Origin of the sequence: Cellulomonas sp. McL0617 (genome assembly GCF_049994875.1) — a bacterium.
Lineage (GTDB): Bacteria > Actinomycetota > Actinomycetes > Actinomycetales > Cellulomonadaceae > Cellulomonas.
This window is the reverse complement of sequence record NZ_CP188256.1, coordinates 1860209-1879658: the sequence shown is the minus strand read 5'-3', so window position 1 is coordinate 1879658 and position 19450 is coordinate 1860209. Positions and strand designations below refer to the sequence as shown.

At 68.1% G+C, this 19450-nt stretch carries 17 protein-coding genes; 9 read left to right on the top strand and 8 right to left on the bottom strand.

The genetic code is table 11. The features are described from left to right. Position 1 precedes the first annotated feature (1 nt). From ACPPVS_RS08505 to zwf, 3 genes are all read left to right on the top strand, one after another. Entirely contained in the window at positions 2-1264 is a 1263-nt protein-coding gene (locus ACPPVS_RS08505; protein ID WP_426595625.1) for a tyrosine-type recombinase/integrase, read from the top strand. A 145-nt stretch (positions 1265-1409) separates the two neighbouring features. Further along, a complete protein-coding gene (locus ACPPVS_RS08500) occupies positions 1410-2072 on the top strand; it encodes a hypothetical protein (protein WP_426595624.1) in 663 nt (220 codons plus the stop codon). A gap of 691 nt (positions 2073-2763) precedes the next feature. Continuing rightward, positions 2764-4176 carry a glucose-6-phosphate dehydrogenase gene (zwf, locus tag ACPPVS_RS08495; RefSeq protein ID WP_426595622.1) on the top strand — a complete coding sequence of 471 codons (1413 nt, stop codon included), beginning with the start codon at positions 2764-2766 and terminating at the stop codon, positions 4174-4176. Between the two features lie 74 nt (positions 4177-4250). Here zwf and ACPPVS_RS08490 read toward each other — a convergent pair whose 3' ends face one another. The 3 genes from ACPPVS_RS08490 to ACPPVS_RS08480 form a co-directional block, all read right to left on the bottom strand. Continuing rightward, positions 4251-4775, bottom strand: coding sequence for an SDR family NAD(P)-dependent oxidoreductase (locus ACPPVS_RS08490; RefSeq protein ID WP_426595620.1), 525 nt, complete (start codon positions 4773-4775; stop codon positions 4251-4253). Positions 4776-4927: 152 nt separating this feature from the next. Beyond that, positions 4928-5536: a TetR family transcriptional regulator gene (locus ACPPVS_RS08485; protein WP_426595618.1), complete on the bottom strand. Its 609-nt coding sequence runs from the start codon at positions 5534-5536 to the stop codon at positions 4928-4930. Between the two features lie 355 nt (positions 5537-5891). Beyond that, entirely contained in the window at positions 5892-6560 is a 669-nt protein-coding gene (locus tag ACPPVS_RS08480) for an NADPH-dependent F420 reductase (protein WP_426595617.1), read from the bottom strand. Positions 6561-6573: 13 nt separating this feature from the next. On the opposite strand from ACPPVS_RS08480, the gene ACPPVS_RS08475 reads away from it, so the two are divergent. Next, positions 6574-7023 (top strand): MarR family winged helix-turn-helix transcriptional regulator, encoded by a 450-nt coding sequence (locus ACPPVS_RS08475; RefSeq protein WP_426595615.1) that lies wholly within the window; start codon positions 6574-6576, stop codon positions 7021-7023. A gap of 243 nt (positions 7024-7266) precedes the next feature. Here the strand turns inward: ACPPVS_RS08475 and ACPPVS_RS08470 are convergent, their stop codons facing one another. From ACPPVS_RS08470 to ACPPVS_RS08450, 5 genes are all read right to left on the bottom strand, one after another. Then, positions 7267-7371: an alkyl sulfatase C-terminal domain-containing protein gene (locus tag ACPPVS_RS08470; RefSeq protein WP_426595917.1), complete on the bottom strand. Its 105-nt coding sequence runs from the start codon at positions 7369-7371 to the stop codon at positions 7267-7269. Positions 7372-7659: 288 nt separating this feature from the next. After that, a complete protein-coding gene (locus tag ACPPVS_RS08465; RefSeq protein ID WP_426595613.1) occupies positions 7660-8490 on the bottom strand; it encodes an SDR family NAD(P)-dependent oxidoreductase in 831 nt (276 codons plus the stop codon). 43 nt (positions 8491-8533) lie between these two features. Beyond that, entirely contained in the window at positions 8534-9382 is an 849-nt protein-coding gene (locus ACPPVS_RS08460; RefSeq protein WP_426595611.1) for an SDR family NAD(P)-dependent oxidoreductase, read from the bottom strand. Between the two features lie 282 nt (positions 9383-9664). After that, on the bottom strand, positions 9665-11563 hold the full coding sequence (locus ACPPVS_RS08455; RefSeq protein ID WP_426595610.1) for an alkyl/aryl-sulfatase: 1899 nt from the start codon (positions 11561-11563) through the stop codon (positions 9665-9667). A gap of 244 nt (positions 11564-11807) precedes the next feature. Beyond that, on the bottom strand, positions 11808-12401 hold the full coding sequence (locus tag ACPPVS_RS08450) for a TetR family transcriptional regulator (RefSeq protein WP_426595609.1): 594 nt from the start codon (positions 12399-12401) through the stop codon (positions 11808-11810). Between the two features lie 100 nt (positions 12402-12501). Here ACPPVS_RS08450 and ACPPVS_RS08445 point away from each other — a divergent pair, with 100 nt between their 5' ends. Genes ACPPVS_RS08445 through ACPPVS_RS08425 form a run of 5 tightly spaced genes read left to right on the top strand, consistent with a single transcriptional unit; the run spans position 12502 to position 19380 of the window. Then, the gene (locus tag ACPPVS_RS08445) at positions 12502-13413 is read left to right on the top strand and encodes an ABC transporter ATP-binding protein (RefSeq protein WP_426595608.1); all 912 of its coding nucleotides are present in this window, start codon (positions 12502-12504) and stop codon (positions 13411-13413) included. Continuing rightward, positions 13410-15047, top strand: coding sequence for an ABC transporter permease (locus tag ACPPVS_RS08440; RefSeq protein ID WP_426595607.1), 1638 nt, complete (start codon positions 13410-13412; stop codon positions 15045-15047). Before ACPPVS_RS08445 ends, ACPPVS_RS08440 begins: the two co-directional genes overlap by 4 nt. A gap of 49 nt (positions 15048-15096) precedes the next feature. Beyond that, positions 15097-16974: an alkyl/aryl-sulfatase gene (locus ACPPVS_RS08435; protein WP_426595606.1), complete on the top strand. Its 1878-nt coding sequence runs from the start codon at positions 15097-15099 to the stop codon at positions 16972-16974. Between the two features lie 33 nt (positions 16975-17007). Beyond that, the gene (locus ACPPVS_RS08430; protein ID WP_426595604.1) at positions 17008-18699 is read left to right on the top strand and encodes a SulP family inorganic anion transporter; all 1692 of its coding nucleotides are present in this window, start codon (positions 17008-17010) and stop codon (positions 18697-18699) included. A 48-nt stretch (positions 18700-18747) separates the two neighbouring features. Next, on the top strand, positions 18748-19380 hold the full coding sequence (locus ACPPVS_RS08425; RefSeq protein WP_426595602.1) for a GAP family protein: 633 nt from the start codon (positions 18748-18750) through the stop codon (positions 19378-19380). The last annotated feature ends 70 nt before the right edge of the window (positions 19381-19450 follow it).

Sequence of the window (19450 nt, the reverse complement as noted above, 5' to 3'; positions counted from 1 at the left end):
CATGGCTGCACTGATCGACGCCCGGACGCGCTCGGACGGCGGCATCAGCTACCGCGTCAGGTGGCGGCTCGGTGGCACACGCGCAGGCTCGTGGCAGTCGGAGACGTTCAGTACTCGCGAGCGCGCGGCATCCTTCAAGCTCGACGTCGACGACGCCGGACAGATGTGGCCGGATGGTTGGGTGAAGGGGCGCGGATGGGTTGTCCGACTGTCCGAGCCGGTGGTGCCGGCAGTACCGACCGCGACGTTCAACGACGTGGTCGAGTCCTACTTCGAGCGCCAGGACCATCGCATCAAGCGCGGCAAGGTCAAGCCGTTCACGGTCCATACCTATCGGCGCCAGATCGCCCTCCACCTGGAGGAGGAGTTCGCGGGCTCGTTCCTCGCCATCGAGGCCGAGAACGTGGAGCAGTGGATCGACAACCAGATCGACGCCGGCGCCGCCCCAAAGTCGATCCGCAACCGCCACGGCATGCTCTTCTCGCTCATGAGACACGGTCAGAAGGTCATGCGCCTGCGCGCCGACAACCCGTGCGAGACGAGCGAACTGCCCGACGATGTGACTCGCGAGGCTCGCCAGGTCCGGTTCTTCCAGCCCGGAGAGTGGGCGCTCTTGCGCTCGTGCATCAAGGTCGACGCCCTCCCAATCGTCGACATGCTCTTGGCCACTGGGATGCGCGCAGGAGAAGTCTTCGCACTGCGTGCGGGCGACCTCACGTGGATCGACGAGGACACCGTCTCGGCATACGTAGTGCGCGCTTGGTCAACCCGCTCCCCTGACGACGAGTCGCCCGTCAAATGGGACGAGCACGAGAGCGACAAGTGGGTGCTGGGACCGCCGAAGAGCAGGCGCCCCAGGCGCGTTCAGGCCGCCGGGGCGATTGCTCACACGCTGCGCGGGCTCGTTGAGGGTCAATCAGCCAGTGCGTACGTATTTCGGCGCGGGAGGGGCAAGCCGTGGCGCTATACGGACTTCCGCGCCGAGCGGTGGCTCCCAGCGACCGCCCGGGCTGCGCAGCATGGACTCACGAAGCGGTCCACGCCGCACATGCTGCGCCACACCACAGTCGTGTGGGGGCTGGCTGATGGTGTGCCGATCCAGGTCATCTCCGAGATGCTCGGGCACGCCTCGATCCAGATCACCTATGACATCTACGGTGGACTCATCGACCTGAAGGACCCACGGCTCGCGCGGGCGATGGCGAAGTCGATGCTCGTCGTGAACCAGGCCATCACGCCGGTGCGGCGACCCAGAGCATCTTGATCCAAGGGTCAGCATCATTCAGTGGTCGCGAGGTCCGCGGCGGCCTAGTTCACGTGTGGCTTGGCCCCCGACCTCGCTGGCCCAGGCGAGTGCCCTCCCCCGGGGATTGTTGCCCTCAATGCGTCGGACCTGTTCGATGTGCGCCATGACGTCTCACGAAGTAGCGGCCGCCCTGCCGGAAATCCACGTCCTGCGCGACCGGTGCCGTGCGCTGGCAACCCTCGAGGCGATCCTCAGCCCGGACTGGGAGGACCGCTACTATTCCTTCGACTCTCATTGGGCGCCCGGCGAAGAGATGGCCTCGATGCGCAACGGTTCGGGCGACTCGTGGTCGATCGTGTTCACCCCTGATGGTGTGTTCGTCCGTGGTTTCGATCACGAGTCTCCGATGAGCCCAGCGGCCAACGGCGGCGTTCTGTGGCCAGGTCTGATCGAGGGCATCCCCGACGTGTTCTTGCCCTGCATCAACGAGCCGGCATTCAGCTCGGACGGCGTGCCCGACGCGACTGCGTGCATCTGGCGTCGCGCCCTGGACAGCGAGTGGCACGTCGGGGTGCCGGACCGTCCAGACGGAGACGATCCGGACGGTGCCGACTGGCTCTTTGCCATCCTCCTTGACGGCACCGCGACCTCGTATCGAGAGTTCGCCGAGGACTACTACGAGGTCGACCTCGACGAGAATCCGGTCGACGCGGTCTTCGCGTTGCAGCCGCTGACCGACGAACTCGTGCAGCGACTCAACCCGGACATGACGCTCGATGAGCTTGGCGACGATCTCGCGGAAATCGGCTACCCCAGCGCGATCTGATCTGTCCTCCGAGTGGCGGACACCGCACACACGAACTCTTCGAGCTGCTTCGACGCCCGGCGACCGTTCATCGCTGCCACGTGCGTCCCTTGGACGCACGGGCCTCACGGGAATGAACGTAGATGAATCAAGAAGCATCGTAATTCTGCATCAACGAGGCGCAGTTCGCGTTTCTGCAGGTCAGACGGCCGCGGCCAGCGGATTCGAATCCCACTCGGGGCACCCATCTGACCTGCAAGAACGTCATGGCGTGTCATAGACGTGTCATAGGGCCCCGCGCGGCCATCGGTTGGCGCCGCACTTGTGCGCCGAGTGTCGTTGGGTGATGCGCTGCTCTTAGGCCGCGTTACTTCGTGCCAGCTCGTCGGCGACGGACGGTCCGCAATTCCCTTCCGTCAGGCGCCTGCATCGTCCGCCCGGGCCCGTACCCGCTGGCGCCGTGCCCCGACACCATCAGGTCGGGCGCGAGCCGCTCCATCGACTCCGAGTCCTCAGGCTCCAAGAGCAGGACTTGTTCCCCTGTACCGCGCCGCCAGAGGCAGGTCTCGTGCACGGGTTTGGCTACCGACATCGACGCACAGCTCCGGCGGCCGTGACAACTCTGTCCAGCCGTAGTGGCGCGGGGATCCGTCCGGATCGTCGCCTCGCTGGACATTTGCGCAACGAAACAGACACGCGCACTATTCAACACATGCTGAGTGAGGCCTCCAAAGCCCTCGCGCCGCACGTCATCGTCCTCTTCGGAGCACGAGGCGACCTGGCGGCCCGCAAACTGTTCCCCGGCCTGTACCGGCTGGCTGCAGCGAACTGGCTTCCGGACCAGCTTGCGATCGTCGGTTCCGGTCGACACGCGCCCGCGTCCGACGATGCGTTCCGCCAGTCGGTGGGAGAAGCGATCAGCCGGTTCGTCGACCACGTCGATGACACCGTGGTCCGCCGGTTGCTCGCGCAGATCTCGTTCTGCGCGTCGTCGGACGACGACGGTGCTGCGCTGGCTGCGGCCGTGCGGGACGCGGAATCGCGGCTGGCGGCGGGAACGAACGTGCAGAGGCTGATCTACCTCTCCGTTCCGCCTACCGCGACGAGGGGGCTGGTCGGGATGCTCGGACGCGAAGGGCTCACGGAGCGGGCCCGGATCGTGGTGGAGAAGCCATTCGGGCTGGACCTGGCCACCTCCCGCGAGCTCCAACACGCGCTGGAGGCGGTCGCCGGTGAGGAGCAGGTGTTCCGCATCGATCACTTTCTTGGCAAGGAGGCCGTGCAGAACGTCCTTGCGTTGCGCTTCGCCAACCGGCTGTTCGAGGCAGCCTGGGACCGACACAGCGTCGCGGCGGTGCAGATCGACGTGCCGGAGACGCTCGGGCTGGAAGGGCGCGCGAGTTTCTACGAGAAGACCGGGTGCCTCCGCGACATGATCTCCACGCACTTGTGTCAACTTCTGGGCTTCCTGGCGATCGAGCGACCGAGCGTCCTGCAGACGGACGAACTACGCGCAGCGAAGGTCGCAGCCTTCTCAGCACTGCGACCGATCGACCCCGCACGGGCTGTTTTCGGACAGTACGAGGGATACCGCTCAGAGCACGGAGTTGCTCCGGAGTCCATGACCGAGACGTTCGTCGCGCTCGAGGCGTGGATCGACAACGACCGATGGCAAGGCGTGCCGTTCTTCCTCCGGACCGGCAAGGCGCTCGCCGAAGGCCGCAGCGTCGTCACGGTGAGCTACCGCGAGCCGTTCCATCCCCAGCTTCGCGCGCGCATCCCGCACGACCTGGTGCTTGAGCTGACCGATGAGCCGCACATCAGCGTCGAAATCCGTGCCAAACGCCCGGGCCCAGGTCTCGAGGTCGCGCCGGCGACGTTGCAGCTCGATTTCGCGGACGACTTCCCGTCTGACGAACCCCTCGAAGCGTACGAGCGGCTGCTCCTCGACGTGATGCGCGGAGACCAGCTCCTGTTCAGTCACGCCGACGAGGTCGACCTTCGCTGGCAGGCGTGCCAGCCACTGCTTGACTCTCCGCCCTCGCCGCACACGTACGAGCGCGGGTCGTGGGGCCCAGCGGCCGCCCTTGACCTGCCAGTCGATGGCTGGCATCTGGGCGGCTGACGGCTTGGCTGCTGCGACACCGGCGGGCTTCGGCTTCCCCTCGGCCGCGGAACCACGATCTTGGTCTTGGGTTGCTAGGCCTTCGCGTCGGTCAGGTGCGCGGCGAGCCCGTTGAGCCGGTCGTTGGTCAGGTACGGCGCGGCGGAGAACCAGCCGCCGTCGACGACGACGTCGTTGCCCGTGATGTAGGCAGATTCATCGCAAGCCAAGAACAGTGCTGCGGTAGCGATCTCTTCAGCTTTGCCGCTGCGACGCAGCATCACCGAATGATCCATCGTCTGCCGTTGCATCTCGGCAACTGCGGGGTTCGACTTCATCGCCGCGGTGAGGTCCGTGTCGATCCAACCTGGCAGGGCGTCGGCCTTTTCCTGGATCTGGGCGATGGCCGCGTCCCACTGCTCCTGCTCGACGATGTCGAGCTCAAGGAAGTGTGCGTTGCCGTCTGCGTCATTGATCTCCGCTGCTAGCGCTTCGCCGCGGTCACCGTTGCGCCCCGAGACTAAGACTGTCGTGCCTTCTCGAGCGGACAATCGCGACGACGCCCGGCCCATACCGCCGTAGCCGCCGGTGATCAGAGCCACCTTGTTCTCGAGCCTCATCTTCGACAGCTCTCGGGGCATGAGCCGGACTGGGCGACGCCTAAGCTCGGGCACATCTGAGTGTCATGACGCGCTTCGCCGCCACAGCGACACTATGACCGGTTTGCAGGTTATTCAACCGGTGCTGAAGCACCACGTGAGGGCTGGTCGGTTCACTTCTCGTCGAGGTCGTCACTCAGGTAGTGGTCGATCACAGGTGCTACGGCATCAACCAGTACATCCAACTCGACCGCGGCCAGCGCCGTGATCTTGAACAGGTAGCGGGCTTGCAGCAGGCCGTTGAGCTGGGCAGCGACGAGCGCGGCGCGCAGCTCGCGGTCGTCCTCGCGGATCACCTGGGAAACCAGGTCGAGAACGAACGTCGTGTGCAGATCGCGGAGCCTGTGCAGTGCGTCATCGCGTGAGAGTGCGGCGCGGGTCATCGCCAGGGCCAGCTCGCGAACCGCGACGTCCTCGTCCCAGAGCCGTAGGGCTGTCTCGACGACTGCCCGCCCCGGTGTGGGCTCGTCGATCGCGATCGCCTGACGGACCCGCTCGGCTGTCGGCGGAACGGCAAGAACCGCATCGAGGAGCCCGGCCTTGCTCTCGAAGTAGTGGTAGATCAATGCAACGTCGACTCCGGCGTCACCGGCCACGGCGCGCACGGTAGTGCGCTCGAAGCCGCGCGACGCGAACTGAGAGCGGGCGGCGGCGAGTATCGCCACTCGGGCGTCGCGGCCGCCGCTTGCGGGCCGACCCGGATGAGACTTCACGGCCACCATCCTGCCCCGCACCCCGCGCATCGGGAGGGTAGTGCTGGAGCGGGTTCACTCGACACTCCGTCAGCCTCGAGCACAGAACGTGGAGGCCCGATGGCGACGCGTCACTCATCGACGGCGTCACCCAAGCCGAACAAGGTGACGCCGCCGGTCACTCGCACGGGCTTCTCACGTGTGAAGTGTGCGTCGCCGCCGTCACTCGGCAGCCCGAGGGTGTGGAGTGCGGCCACCCGCCGAATCGGCAAGGACGGACTTGGCTCACCAATGAGGACGGCTGCGCCCCTGGCGTCGGCTGATCGCTTGCCCCTAACGGTCGGCGTGGCGGTGGCTCCTGCGACAGGAGCCACCGCCGCAGGCGTCAGCGGCTGATGGTGATGCTGAATGCAGGGGTCTGCAGTGCCATGAAGGTGGCGAAGAACAACGGGGCTGCGTGCTCGGTGCCGGTTGCGGTGACGACACCGCCGAGGTCGAGGATCTGCTCGTTGTTCCAGCCGAGGTCGCTCAGCAGGGTAGTGACGTCGCCCTTGGCGGCCTCGTCGTCGCCGCTGAGGAACACCGTGGCGTTGGGGACGGTGTTCAGCGGGTCGACCATCACGAGGACGTTCATGGTGTTGAGGGTCTTCACGACCCGGGCTCGCGGGAACCGGGCCTGGACGAGGCGAGCGACGCTGTCATTCGGGTACGCCAGGCTCATGTCGGCGTTGATCGCGACGGACGGGTCGAGGACGATCTTGTCTCCGATGACGTCCTCGCCGATCGCTTCGAGCGTCGGCAGGACCGCGAGGCCGGGGATCGCCGTGATGACGAGGTCGGCGGAGGCCACGGCTTCGGCCTGTGCGACAGCGCCAGGGTGAGCCTCCGGGGTGCGCGACCCGAAGGTCACGTGGTGGCCGGCCTGGCGGAGCCGGGTGCCGAGTGCGGTGCCGACGTTGCCGGTGCCAAGGATCGCGATACGCATGATGCTCCTCAAGTTACTTCGAATCTGAACAACACTGAGACTATGCGATACTTCGAATCCGAACAACATGGGAGGTGGGAGTGTGTCCGAACAGACACAGCTGCGCGCATTCACAGCGTTGCTGTCGGCCGCGACGCTCCTCTCGCGCGTCGTCGACCAGGACCTGCGCGACCGCGCCGGAATCACGCACGCGCAGTTCGAGATCCTGGCCCGGCTCTCCGACGGCGGCATTCGCATGACGGACCTCGCGCGCGGGCTCATCCTGAGTCGCAGCGGTGCGACGTACCGGATCCAGCAACTCGTCGCCGCCGGCTATGTCGCCCGAGCGGACGACCCGAGCGACGACCGCGGCGTGATCGCCTCGTTGACCCAGGCCGGGCACGACGTCCTGGCTGCGGCGACTCCTGGGCATCGTGATCTTGTGCAGGAGGTCATGTTCGACGTCCTGACGGACAGCCAGCTCGAGACGATGTCCGCTGCCCTCGAGGCCGTGATCGCTCAGATCGAGCCGTCACCGCATCCTTCGCGCTGACGTCCCTGCGGCGACCGCCCGGCGAGGGGCGACACCGTCCTCGCACTCTCCGGGAGTATGGCCGGGACACCGTCCCGCTCCGCCCTCAGGGCGTGACGATCGGGGACAGGGGGTCGAACTCGTCGAGGCATGCGGCGAGAGTCACGAGGACTGATGGGTCGCCGTCGTGCGCGACCTGACCGGCCGTTCAGCAAGTCGAGGCTATAGGACGCCCCGTCCCACATGGCGGCGCGCCGCTTCAAGCTAGGGCGTGACGAGGTTGAAGGCGGGGTCGAAGTCCTCGACGACGGAGGCGAAGGTCTCGATCGCGGCGAGGTCGCCTTCGGTATGCAGGGCGCCCGAGCCGATGATCGCGGCGGCCTTGGTGGGCTGCAGGAGGATGCCGACGATCGCCTGCTTGGGTCAGCCACGCCGACGAGGTCGACCTGCTGTGGCAGGCGTGCCAGCCGCTGCTGGACGCGCCACCTCCGCTGCAGGCCTACGAGCGTGGGTCGTAGGGACCGCAGGCCGCCCTCGACCTGCCCTCTGACGGGTGGCGGCTCGGCGCGAGCTGACGCATCGCCCCGGATGCGGGTGCGAGAAAGGCGGGCCCCGGCCGTCCCCTCACCCCCGAAGCCCGCCCGCCCGATCGACCGACTACGCCTTGCCGGCTCCCAGGCTCGCCGCGAGGGCGTTCGTCCGGTCGTTGGTCAGGTACGGCGCAGCGGAGAACCACCCGCCGTCGACCACGAGGTCGTTGCCCGTGATGTACGACGACTCATCGCACGCCAGGAACAGGGCCGCCGTGGCGATCTCCGTGGCCTTTCCGCTGCGGCGCAGCATGACCGAGCGGTCCATCGTCTGCTTCTGCATCTCTTCGACGGCCGGGTTCCCGCGCATCGCAGCCGTCAGGTCGGTGTCGATCCATCCAGGCTGGATCACGTTCGACCTGATGCCCCAGTCGGCGTAGACGTAGGCCGCCGACCGCGACAGGCCCTCCAGGCCCCACTTCGAGGCGGAGTACGCCGTCGAGAACGCACCGGTCATGCCGCCGACCGAGCCGATGTTCACGATCGACCCACCCCCGGACTCCTTGATCAGCGGTGCGCAGGTCTGGATGCCGCGCAGCGTGCCGACGAGGTTGACCTCGAAGACCCGGTTCCACTCCTGCAGGTCGATCGCCGGGAACGCGCTGAGGGCGTTCGATCCGACGATGTTCAGCAGGACGTGCAGCGCCCCCGCCTTCTCCTGCACCTCAGCCACCGCGGCGTCCCACTGGTCCTGCTCGACGGTGTCGAGCTCGACGAAGTATGCGGTTCCGCCCGCGCCGTTGATCTCCTCGACGAGCGCGTCGCCGCGCTCCTTCTTGCGACCCGCCACGAAGACGGTCGCGCCTTCGTTGGCGAACAACCGCGACGACGCGCGACCCATGCCGCCGTACCCACCCGTGATCAGTGCGACCTTGCCCTGCAGCCTGTTCTCGCCCATCTCGTCCTCCGCCTCGATGCTCGTGTGCGATTCGTCGTGCAGGTCAGTGCCAGCGGTGCAGGAGCTCTTCGATGTGCTCCTTCTTGTCCATCGTCGAGAGCAGGTGGTGCGACCGCTCGTTCGACAGGTACGGGGCGCACGAGAACCAGCCGCCGTCGACGACGATGTCGGTGCCGGTCACGTAGGACGAGTCGTCGCACGCCAGGAACAGGGCGGCGTTGGCGATGTCCTCACCGACGCCGCTGCGCCGCAGCAGCACGGTCGTCTTGAGCATCTTGCTCTGCATCTTCTTGACCAGCTTGTTCGACTTCATCGACGCCGTCAGGTCGGTGTCGATCCAGCCGGGCTGGATCACGTTCGAGCGGATCCCCCAGTCCGCGTACACGTAGGCCGCGGACCGCGACACCCCTTCCAGCGCCCACTTCGAGGAGGAGTACCCGGAGCCGAAGTTGCCCGTCATGCCTGCCACGGACCCGATGTTGACGATCGAGCCACCGCCCGAGTCACGGATCAAGGGCGCGCAGGTCTGGATACCCCGCGCTGTGCCGGTCACGTTGATCTCGAACATCTTGCGCCACTCGTCGACGTCGATCTTCGGGAACCGGACGAGCGCGTTGGATCCGACGATGTTGAGCAGGACGTGCAGCGCGCCGGCCCGCTCCTGGATCTGGGCGACAGCCGCCTCCCACTGCTCCTGGTTCACGATGTCGAGCTCGAGGAAGTTCGCCGTACCGCCCGAGTCGTTGATCTCGGAGACGAGCGCCGCACCGCGCTCGGCGTTGCGGCCGGAGACGAAGACCGTCGCACCCTCCCGCGCGAACAGCCGCGCAGACGCCCGGCCCATCCCCCCGTAGCCGCCGGTGATCAACGCAACCTTGTTCTCGAGCCTCATCTTCGACACCTCTCGGACGTGAGCCGGACCGGAAGGCGTCGGGACGACCGTGGTGTGCGGGCCGCGGCATGAAGACCGGCGCCACGGCGACACTATGACCGGATTGAGGGTTATTCAACCGGTGCTGAATGAACGCCGGGTGTGAGCGGGGACGTCACGCGCCCACACTGGTCAGGTCTTCGCGCAGGCGAGCTCGCGCTCACTTTCCAGGACCCCGCATGACCGCCCGGACCGGGATGGCAAGGGACTTACCGGACCAGAGTCTCAGTCGAGCCGCGACCCTTAGGGCGTGACGATCGGGAACAGGGGGTCGAACTCGTCGAGGCATGCGGCGAGGGTCGCGAGGACCGTTGGGTCGCCGTCGAGCGTGACCTGACCGGCCGCGACCAGGCGTTCGGCCAGCCGAGGCTGCAGGACGACCCCGACGACCGCCGCTTTGACGCCGGAGACGGTGACGGCCGCGGCTGTCGACGCACCGCGGCGGGCGTTCAGGACTCCCCGAGCCACGTGCACGTTCCACGTCTCGTCCAGGTCGGTGAACGTGAAGTCGACCCGGACGTCGACGTCGGCGGCCGCGGAGCCGATGACGTGCACCGCCGCGAAGTCGAACAGGATCTCGAGCGGCATCGACAGGATCGTGTCCGGGCTGACCGTGCTGAACGGTGCGGGTGCGATGCCGTCGCGGAGCTCTTTCGCGGCGCTCAGGAAGATCCCCCGCCACTGCGGCCCCTCGACCTGGTAGCCCATCTGCTCGTAGGCGTCGGCCTGCAGCTGCCTGGCCTCCAGGTCGTCGGGATCGGCGAAGACGAGGTGGTGCACGATCTGCACGACCCACCGGTAGTCGGCTGCGTCGAACGCACGTCGGCCCTCGGCCAGGATCCCGTCACGGCCCAGCAGGTCCAGATACCTCGTGGCCGTGTCGACCGGGGTGTGCGGGTGCAGCGAGACGGGGTCGCCATCCCAGGTGCCCAGCTCTTTGGTGAACACCGCGCGGACATCGTGGTGCAAGGTCCCGTGGTACCCGCGGTTGAACCACTGCCGACGCAGCTCCTCGGGCAGCTCGATCTCCTCGGCAGCCTCGAGCGGCGTGAGCCCCTTGTTCGCCAGTCGCAGCGACTGGTCGTGGATGAACTTGTAGGTGTCCCGCTGCGACTCCAGGAAGCCCGTCACCACCTCGTTGCCCCACACCGGCCACGTGTGCGGGCCGTAGTTCACCTCGACGTCATCGCCCCACCGTTCGAGGGTCTCGTCGAGGTAGCGCGCGAAGTTGCGGGCGTCGCGCGTGCGGGCGCCGCGGAGGGTCTGGATGTTGTGCAGCGAGTGGTTGGCGTTCTCGGCGCAGGTCAGGGCCTTGAGCTGGGGGATCCAGATGTGCATCTCCTCGGGCGCCTCGGTGTCGGGTGCGTAGAGGAACTCGAACTCGAGGCCGGCGATCTCCCGGCGGGTTCCCGTCTCGGTGATGAGGTCCGTCGGGGACAGGTAGGAGATGGTGGGTGACCGGGTGGACAGAACGCCGATCCCGCAGGTCACGTGCCCGTGCGGTCCGAGGTCCAGCAGGCCGCCGAACGCGTAGGACGCACGCCGCGACATCGCGTTGCCGGCCACCACGTTCTCGCCGATCGCGAACTTCTCGAACTGGTGCCCCGGCGCCAGGATCGCGACCTTGCCCGAGGCCACATCGGCAGGGTCGACGACACCCTTGACGCCGCCGTAGTGGTCGATGTGGGTGTGCGTGTAGATCACGGCGGCGACGGGCTTGTCGCTGACGTGCTCGCGGATCAGGTCCATCGCCTGGGCGGCGCTCTCGACGCTGGACGTGCAGTCGATGACGACCAGCCCGTCCTCGCCCTCGACGACGGTCAGGTCGCCGATGTCGTTGTTGCGGACCTGATAGAGCCCGTCGACGACGCGATACAGCCCACCCCGGCGGATCACCTGCGACTGGCGCCACAGGCTCGGGTTGACCGAGTCGGGCGCCGGGTCGTCGTCGTGGATGTAGTCGAGCCAGGCGGGGTCGAAGATCACGTGCCCGTCCGCGCCCCGCGTCGGGCCCGGCACCGGCGCCATGAACCCTCGGTCGGCGTCTGCGAAGTCCTGCCGGTCCTCCATCGCGTACAAGGACACCGCGGCACGGTTGGCCTCGATCGTCGCCGGGGTCGGGCCCTTCGGGGGTGTCGCCACGTGCCATCTCCTCGTCCGTGGGTCACCACCGCGAGCGCCGCAGCAACCTCTCGTGCACTGATCTGACTCCGGTCATCCCGAGGCTAGGGCTCCCGCTCCACGCCCGCGACCGCCCGGTGCCGACGACGACAGCACGCGTGCAGGGCCGTCAGATTCTCGTGCGGCGGTTGGCTCCTGGGGGGCATCTTGCGGACTTTGGCGCCGCGGGAGCCCTGACGACAACCGTCGAGGTCGGCAGACAAAGTCAGCCGGTGAGGTAGCGCTGGATGGTCGGGGCGATCTCGTCGACGAGCTCCTCGTGCGAGAGCTCGACGATCGGGGCGAGCCTGATGACGTGACGGGTCATGGCGACGCCGAACAGGTGGGAGCCGGCCAGGGCAACGCGGCGCGTCCGGTCCGCGTCGAACCCGGCCGCTCGGGTGTCGCCGCCGAGGACGTCACGCAGCATCTGAGCGGCGCGGTCGGACGTGGTTGCGGAGCGCACCAGGGCGAGCAGGATGGGCCGGGTGCCGGACTCGTCCCAGAGCCGTAGATATGCGTCGGTGACGGCTCGGCCCGCAGTGGACAGGTCCGTGCCGACCGCTGCGGCGATGCGCTCAGGGATCGTCGTCCGATCGGCGACGGCCTTCGCGAACAGGGCGTCCTTGTCGCCGAAGAAGTGCCTGATCAGGCCTGGGTCGACCTCGGCACGCCCGGCGATCGCTCGAAGCGAGGCACCGTCGTAGCCACGCTCGGCGAACAACGCGAGGGCCGCGTCGAGGATCGCCTCACGAGTCCCGCTCTCTCCTGGGCGCCTGCCGCCGGGATTCTTCTGCATTGGCGTGGCATCGATCGCCATGTCCGGAATCGTACTCTCCGGTTGCAGAGTTCCGCATTTGTAGAGTTTGCTGGTCCTGCGGCGCGATCGTTCCGCGCACCCGAGATCGTGGAGTGTGGCCATGAGTGCCGACGACGCAGTGATCGACATCCAGGGCCTGCTGAAGTCCTTCGGCAGCTTTCAGGCGCTCAAAGGTCTCGACCTGCAGGTCGCCCGGGGCGAGGTGCACGGGTTCCTGGGGCCGAACGGGGCGGGCAAGTCGACCACGATCCGGGTGCTGCTCGGACTGCTGCGCGCCAACGGCGGCACGGTCCGGCTGCTCGGCGGCGACCCGTGGACCGACGTCGTCGCGCTGCACCGTCGGCTCGCCTACGTCCCGGGCGATGTCTCGCTGTGGCCCGGGATGACCGGCGGCGAGGCGATCGACCTGCTCGGCTCGCTGCGGGGTGGCATCGACGAGCCGCGTCGGACCGAGCTGGTCGAGCGGTTCGAGCTCGACCCGACCAAGCGTGGCCGGCAGTACTCGAAGGGCAACCGGCAGAAGGTCGCGATCGTCGCGGCACTGGCCTCCGACGTCGAGCTGCTGATCCTCGACGAGCCGACCTCCGGGCTCGACCCCCTGATGGAGAACGTGTTCCAGGAGGTCATCGGCGAGGCCAAGGCCCGGGGAGTCACGGTGCTGCTCTCGAGCCACATCCTGGCCGAGCTGGAAAGCCTCGCCGACCGGTTGAGCATCATCCGCGACGGGAAGATCGTGCAGTCCGGCACCCTGAACGAGCTGCGAGGCCAGACCCACACCACGATCCACGCCACGCTCGAGCGGAGCCCCGACCCGGCGGACCTGACGGTGTTCCACGGCGTCCACCTGGACGGCAACAAGTTCTCCGCCACCGTCGAATCGGCGCGCATCGGGGAGGCCATGGATCTGCTCACGCCAGCCGGGTTCACCTCGCTGACCGTCGAGCCGCCGTCGCTCGAGAGCCTGTTCCTGAGCCTGTACGGCGACGAGCCCGCGGCGGGGGCCACCCGATGAGTACGGCGACCGCCCATCCCTCGCACGCGGCACCCGCCGCCCGCAGCTCGACGATGACCGGCACCCGCCCTCTGCTCCGCGCCTCCCTCAAGCACGACGGCCGCCTGCTGCTGCCCTGGGTCGTGATCGCCACCGCACTGTCCGCGTCGTCGGTGATCTTCTACCCGATCGTCTTCCCCGACCAGCAGTCCCGCGCCACCCTCTCCGCGGCGATCAGCGCCAACCCCGCACTCGGCCTGATCTTCGGACCCGCGTACGACCTGTCGACGGCCGACGGGTTCAACGCCTGGCGCTCGCTCGCACTCGGCGGGTTCCTCGCCGCGCTCGGCGCGATCTTCGCGGTCACCCGCGCCACCCGCGCCCAGGAAGACTCCGGGCAGGCAGAGCTGCTGGCGTCCGGGGTCCTCGGCCGAGGCAGCCGCCTGCTGACCGGGGTCGCCATGTCGATCATCGGGTCGTTGCTCCTGGGCGTCGTCGCCGGCGTGGTCACCGCCCTGTGCGGTGGCGACTGGAACGCGTCGATGCTGCTCGGCGCCACCTTCACCGCCACCGGCTGGATGTTCGGCGCCGTGGCCGCGATCACCGCCCAGATCGGGTCGGACTCCCGCACGTCGAACTCGATGGCCGTCGCCGTCCTGGGCACGCTGTTCCTGCTCTGCGGCTTCTGCTACTCGATCGAAGCACCGTCCTGGACCATCTGGATCAACCCGCTCGGCTGGATGCACGAGACCCGCCCGGCCGCAGGAAACAACTGGGCACCACTGCTGCTCGCCGTGGTTCTCACGATCGCCCTGGTCGCCGTCGCGTTCGCGTTACAGGCGCGACGCGACTTCGGCCAGGGCACGATCGCACCCAAGCCCGGCCCCGCCCGCGGGACGACGCTGGGCACCTGGCGACTGGCGCTGCGCATCAACAAGGGACCGTTCTTCACCTGGGTCATCGCGTTCATCGCCCTCGGCTTCGTCTTCGGCTACTTCACCACCTCGATCAGCGACATCCTCGGATCCGACCCGACCGTCCAACAGATCCTCGCCTCCGGCGCCACCACACCCGCAGAGCTCGCCGGCGCGTTCGCCACCACCATCCTGAGCATGGTCGGCATCATCGCGGCCATCTCCGGGGTCCAGGTGATGCTCAAGGTCCGCGCCGAGGAGATGGAGGACCGCGTCGAGCCGCTCATGGCCGGGTCCGTCGCCCGTGCCCGGTACTACGGCAGCAACGTGCTGGTCGCCCTGATCTCCCCGACGATCTTCATCTTGATCGCCGGGACCCTGATCGCTCTGCTTGCGTCGGGTGCCGACCTAGGCGTCAGCTTCAGTGACGTCTTCCTCCAGGCCGTCGTCACCGTCCCGGCGATGTGGACCGTCGTGGCCGTCTCGGTCGCCGTGGTGGGGGCTCGCCCGAAGGTGAGCATCGCCGCGTGGCTCGGCGTCCTGGCATCGTTCGTCCTGACGATCCTGGGCCCGACATTCGGGCTCGACGACTGGGTGCTCGGCATCAGCCCGTTCTGGCACGTGCCCAACGCGTCCGCCGCCAACCCCGACTGGTCAGGTCTCGGGTGGATCAGCTTGTTCACGCTCGGATTCCTGCTCGTCGGCTTCGCCGGGTTCCGACGACGCGACCTCGCCCGCTGAGCGCTGCGGATCGCTCCGGAGAAGTGCCGCCCACTCGGAAGGATCAGTCATGTCCACCCCGAAGCCAGCAACGCACGCCATTGTTCAGCAGCAGGCGGGCCTGCTCGCCAGCCTGCCGTTCTCGGACACGCGCGACTTCGACGACGTGAGCCGCGGCCTGGTCGCGACGATCGACGAGCCTGTCCTCGCCGCCGACGGGACCGTCGTGTGGGACAACTCGACGTACGCGTTCGTCGAGGGCGACGCCCCGGACACGGTGAACCCGAGCCTGTGGAGGCAGTCGCAGCTGGTCGCCACGGGCGGGCTGTTCGAGGTGGTCCCCGGCATCTACCAGGTGCGCGGCATGGACCTGTCGAACACGACGCTCGTCGAGGGCGACGAGGGGATCATCGTCATCGACACGCTGCTCTCCCAGGAGACCGGTGCCGCCGCGCTGGCGCTCTACCGCAAGCACCGCGGCGACCGTCCCGTGAAGGCTGTCGTCTACACGCACTCACACGTCGACCACTTCGGCGGCGTCAAGGGCTTCGTGTCGCAGGAGGACGTGGACTCGGGTGCCGTCAAGGTCTTCGCGCCCGAGGGGTTCACCGAGCACGCGATCTCGGAGAACGTCTATGCCGGCACCGCGATGGGCCGTCGCGCCGGGTACATGTACGGCGCGGCCCTGTCCCGTGGCCCCGAGGGCGGGGTCGGCGCGGGTCTCGGCCAGACGACGTCGACAGGCACCGTGACGCTGATCGAGCCGACAGACATCATCACCACGACCGGGCACGAAGTCGTGGTCGACGGGGTCCGCCTGATGTTCCAGATGGCCCCCGACACGGAGGCGCCCGCGGAGCTGCTCGTCTACCTTCCGGACTTCAAGGCGCTGTGCACGGCGGAGGACGCGACGCATACGTTCCACAACCTGCTGACCTTGCGCGGTGCGGTGGTGCGCGACCCGCACGGCTGGTCGCGGTACCTCACGGAGTCGATCGACCTGTTCGGCGACGAGGTCGAAGTCGTGTTCGCGTCGCACCACTGGCCGATGTGGGGCAACGAGCGGGTGGTGGAGTTCCTGTCCCTGCAGCGCGACCTGTACGCCTACGTCCACGACCAGACCCTGCGGCTGCTGAACAAGGGGCTGACCGGTCCGGAGATCGCCGAGAAGATCGTGCTCCCGCCGGTGCTCGAGAACGCGTGGTCGTCGCACGGGTACTACGGGTCGCTCAACCACAACATCAAAGCCATCTACCAGCGCTACCTCGGTTGGTTCGACGGCAACCCCGCCCACCTGTGGGAGCACGTCCCCGTCGAGAAGGCCAAGCGCTACGTGGAGTTCATGGGCGGCGCCGACGCGGTCGTGAGCAAAGCCCAGGCGTCGTTCGACGCGGGCGACTTCCGTTGGGTCGCCGAGGTGGTCAATCACGTCGTCTTCGCCGAGCCCGACCACCAGGGCGGTCGCACCCTGCTCGCCGACACGTACGAGCAGCTCGGCTACGGCGCGGAGAACGGGACCTGGCGCGACTTCTTCCTCTCGGGCGCCATGGAGCTGCGCGACGGGCAGTTCGGGACGCCGACGGTGACCAACGCCCCGGACGTGTTCGCTGCCCTGACGCCGGAGATGCTGTTCGACGCGATCGCCATCCAGATCAATGGCCCGAAGGCGTGGGACGAAAAGCTCTCGCTGGACGTCGTGCTGACCGACATCGACACCCGCTACCGCCTCACGCTGGCCAACGGCGTCCTCACCTACAGTGCCGCGCCCCAGCGGGGTGACGCCGACGTGACGCTGACGACGACCAGACGCCAGCTCCCGGCGCTGGCCGCGGGAGGGCTCGGCGGTGGTGCCGCCGGCATCCAGGTCGACGGCGATGCCTCCGTCTTGTCGCGCCTCGCTGGCCTGCTCGACCCGGGCGACGACAACTTCGCAATCGTCACTCCGTGACGTGCGCCGGTCCGCGCCGGAGGAGTTGACCCGATGACCTCCGAACCGGCAGCTGTTCAGAAGCCAGGCTTCGGGCGCCCGACACCCCAGGACGTCTCGTCGGGGTTCGTGACCGGGCTCTTCTCGATCCCGGAGGGCATGGCGTACGCGAGCATCGGGGGCTTCGCGGCGCCGCTGGGTCTGTGGTCGGGTGTGGTGCCGACGATCGTCGGGTCGGTCTTCGCACGCACGGTCCTCATGGTGACGACCCTCACCAGCGCGATCGCGTTGTCGTCGCAGAGCGTCCTGGCGGCTGCCGGGCTGGACCCCGGTGACCTCGGCGCCCTGGCGACACTGACCGTCCTGGTCGGCGTCGTGATGCTCGTGATGGGGCTTCTGAAGCTCGGCTCGGTGATGTCGTTCGTCTCGACCGCCGTGATGACGGGTTTCACCACGGGCATCGCGCTGCAGATCATCGCGGGGGTGCTCAAGGACGCGACGGGCTACGTCCCGACGCCGCACAACACGCTCGCAAAGGTGTGGGACGCGTTCGTGCACGTCGGCGACTGGGACGGCGCCACGGTCCTGGTCGCACTCGCGACGGTCGGGGTGTGGGCGGCCTTCAAGGCGGTCAAGCGGCTCGAGTCGTATGCCACCCTCATCGCGCTGCTCGTCGTGACCGTGGTCTGCGTGATCGTGCGACCCGACGTCGAGCTCGTCGAGGACATCGCCGCGATCCCCCGCTCGCTACCGCCGTTCTCGCTCCCGGACCTCGCCGCACTCCCGGCCCTGGCGGCGGGGGCGATCGCGATCGCGCTCGTCGGGCTCGCACAGGCCGCCGGCATCGGCGCCGCGGTCGCCAACCCCGACGGCAGCCGCCCGGACGCCTCGAAGGACTTCACCGCGCAGGGCCTGGCGAACATCGCCGGCGGCTTCTTCTCCGCCCTGCCGACCGGCGGCTCGCTGTCCCGCACGGGCGTCGGCACGAGCGCCGGCGCCAAGACCCGCTGGTCGGGGATCTTCGCGGGGATCTGGCTCGCCGTCCTGGTGCTGGCCGTCGGTCCCGTGGCAGGGCAGATCCCGATGGCCGTCATCGGCGGGCTGCTGCTGGTCATCGGCGGCGAGCTGATCGTCGGGCGCTTCGGCGACATCATGCTCGTCCTGCGCACGTCATGGCTGTCCGCCGCCGCCATGATCATCACGTTCCTCGCGACGACCCAGCTGCCGCTCCAGGACGCGATCTTCATCGGCGCCGGACTGTCGATCCTGCTGTACGCCTTCGCGGAGTCCAAGCGCGGACGGATCATCGAGCTCACGCCCGACGACACCGGCAGCTGGACGATCGGCGACCCGCCGGCGTCGGTCCCGAGCGGGCGGACCACGGTGCTGCACTACGTCGGCGGCGGGTTCTTCGCCGAGGTCAACCGGCTCGAGGACGAGTGGCCGGACCCGCGCGGCGCGCACGACGCGGCCGTGGTCCTCTCTCTGCGCGGGTCGGCCGGCATCCCGTCGGCGACGTTCCTGCGCGCATTCGAGCGGGCCTCGCGCAGGCTCGGGGAGAACGGGGTCCGCCTGTTCCTCTGCGGCGTCTCCCCCGAGCTGCGCGAACGCCTCGCACGGTCCGGCACGCTCGAGGTCCTCGGCGAGGAGTCGGTCGTCGCCACGACACCCGTGCTTCTGGAGTCGCTCAATACCGCCTACGCCGCTGCAGAACGGTGGCGAACGACGAACCACACCGAGAAGTAGCTCATGGGTCCCGCAATCGGCGAGTCGCTGCCCGTCGCCGTCGGCGTCATGATCAGCCCGCTGCCCATCGTCGCGGTGGTCCTGATGCTCAGCAGCGCCAAGGCGAAGGTGAACGCGTTCTCGTTCCTCATCGCCTGGTTCGTTGCCGTCGCCGGGGTCGCCGGCGTCATCGCGCTTCTGGCGGGCACCGATGACGCGAGCGACCTCGCTGGGCCGGCCGCGTGGACCGGGTGGCTGAAGATCGTCCTTGGTTTGCTCTTGGTGTGGCTTGCCATCAAGGACTGGCGGGGGCGACCGCGCGCCGGGGTGGAGGCTCCGACGCCGAAGTGGATGCAGGCTATCGACACGTTCACACCGGTCAAGGCCGCCGGACTTGCCGTCCTGCTGGGGGCCGTCAACCCGAAGAATCTCCTGCTAGTGGTCTCCGGTGGCGCGACGATCGCCGCCGCTGCACCCGACGACACCACGGCCCAGATCGGCGCCGCAATCGTCTTCGGCCTGGTCGCGTGCATAGGCGTCGCCGCGCCCATCGTCATCTACCTGTCGATGGGGTCCCGCGCGGCAGGCATCCTCGACGAGCTGAAGGGATGGCTCATCCAACACAACACAATCGTCATGGCCGTGCTGCTCCTCATCATCGGCGCCAAGCTCGTCGGCGCCGGCATCACCGTCCTTTCCTGAGCCGTGCCTCGGTCGTGAGAGCGCATGCCGGGGCCAGCGGAGCCAGCGCCGACCGATTGGACCTCGCGAC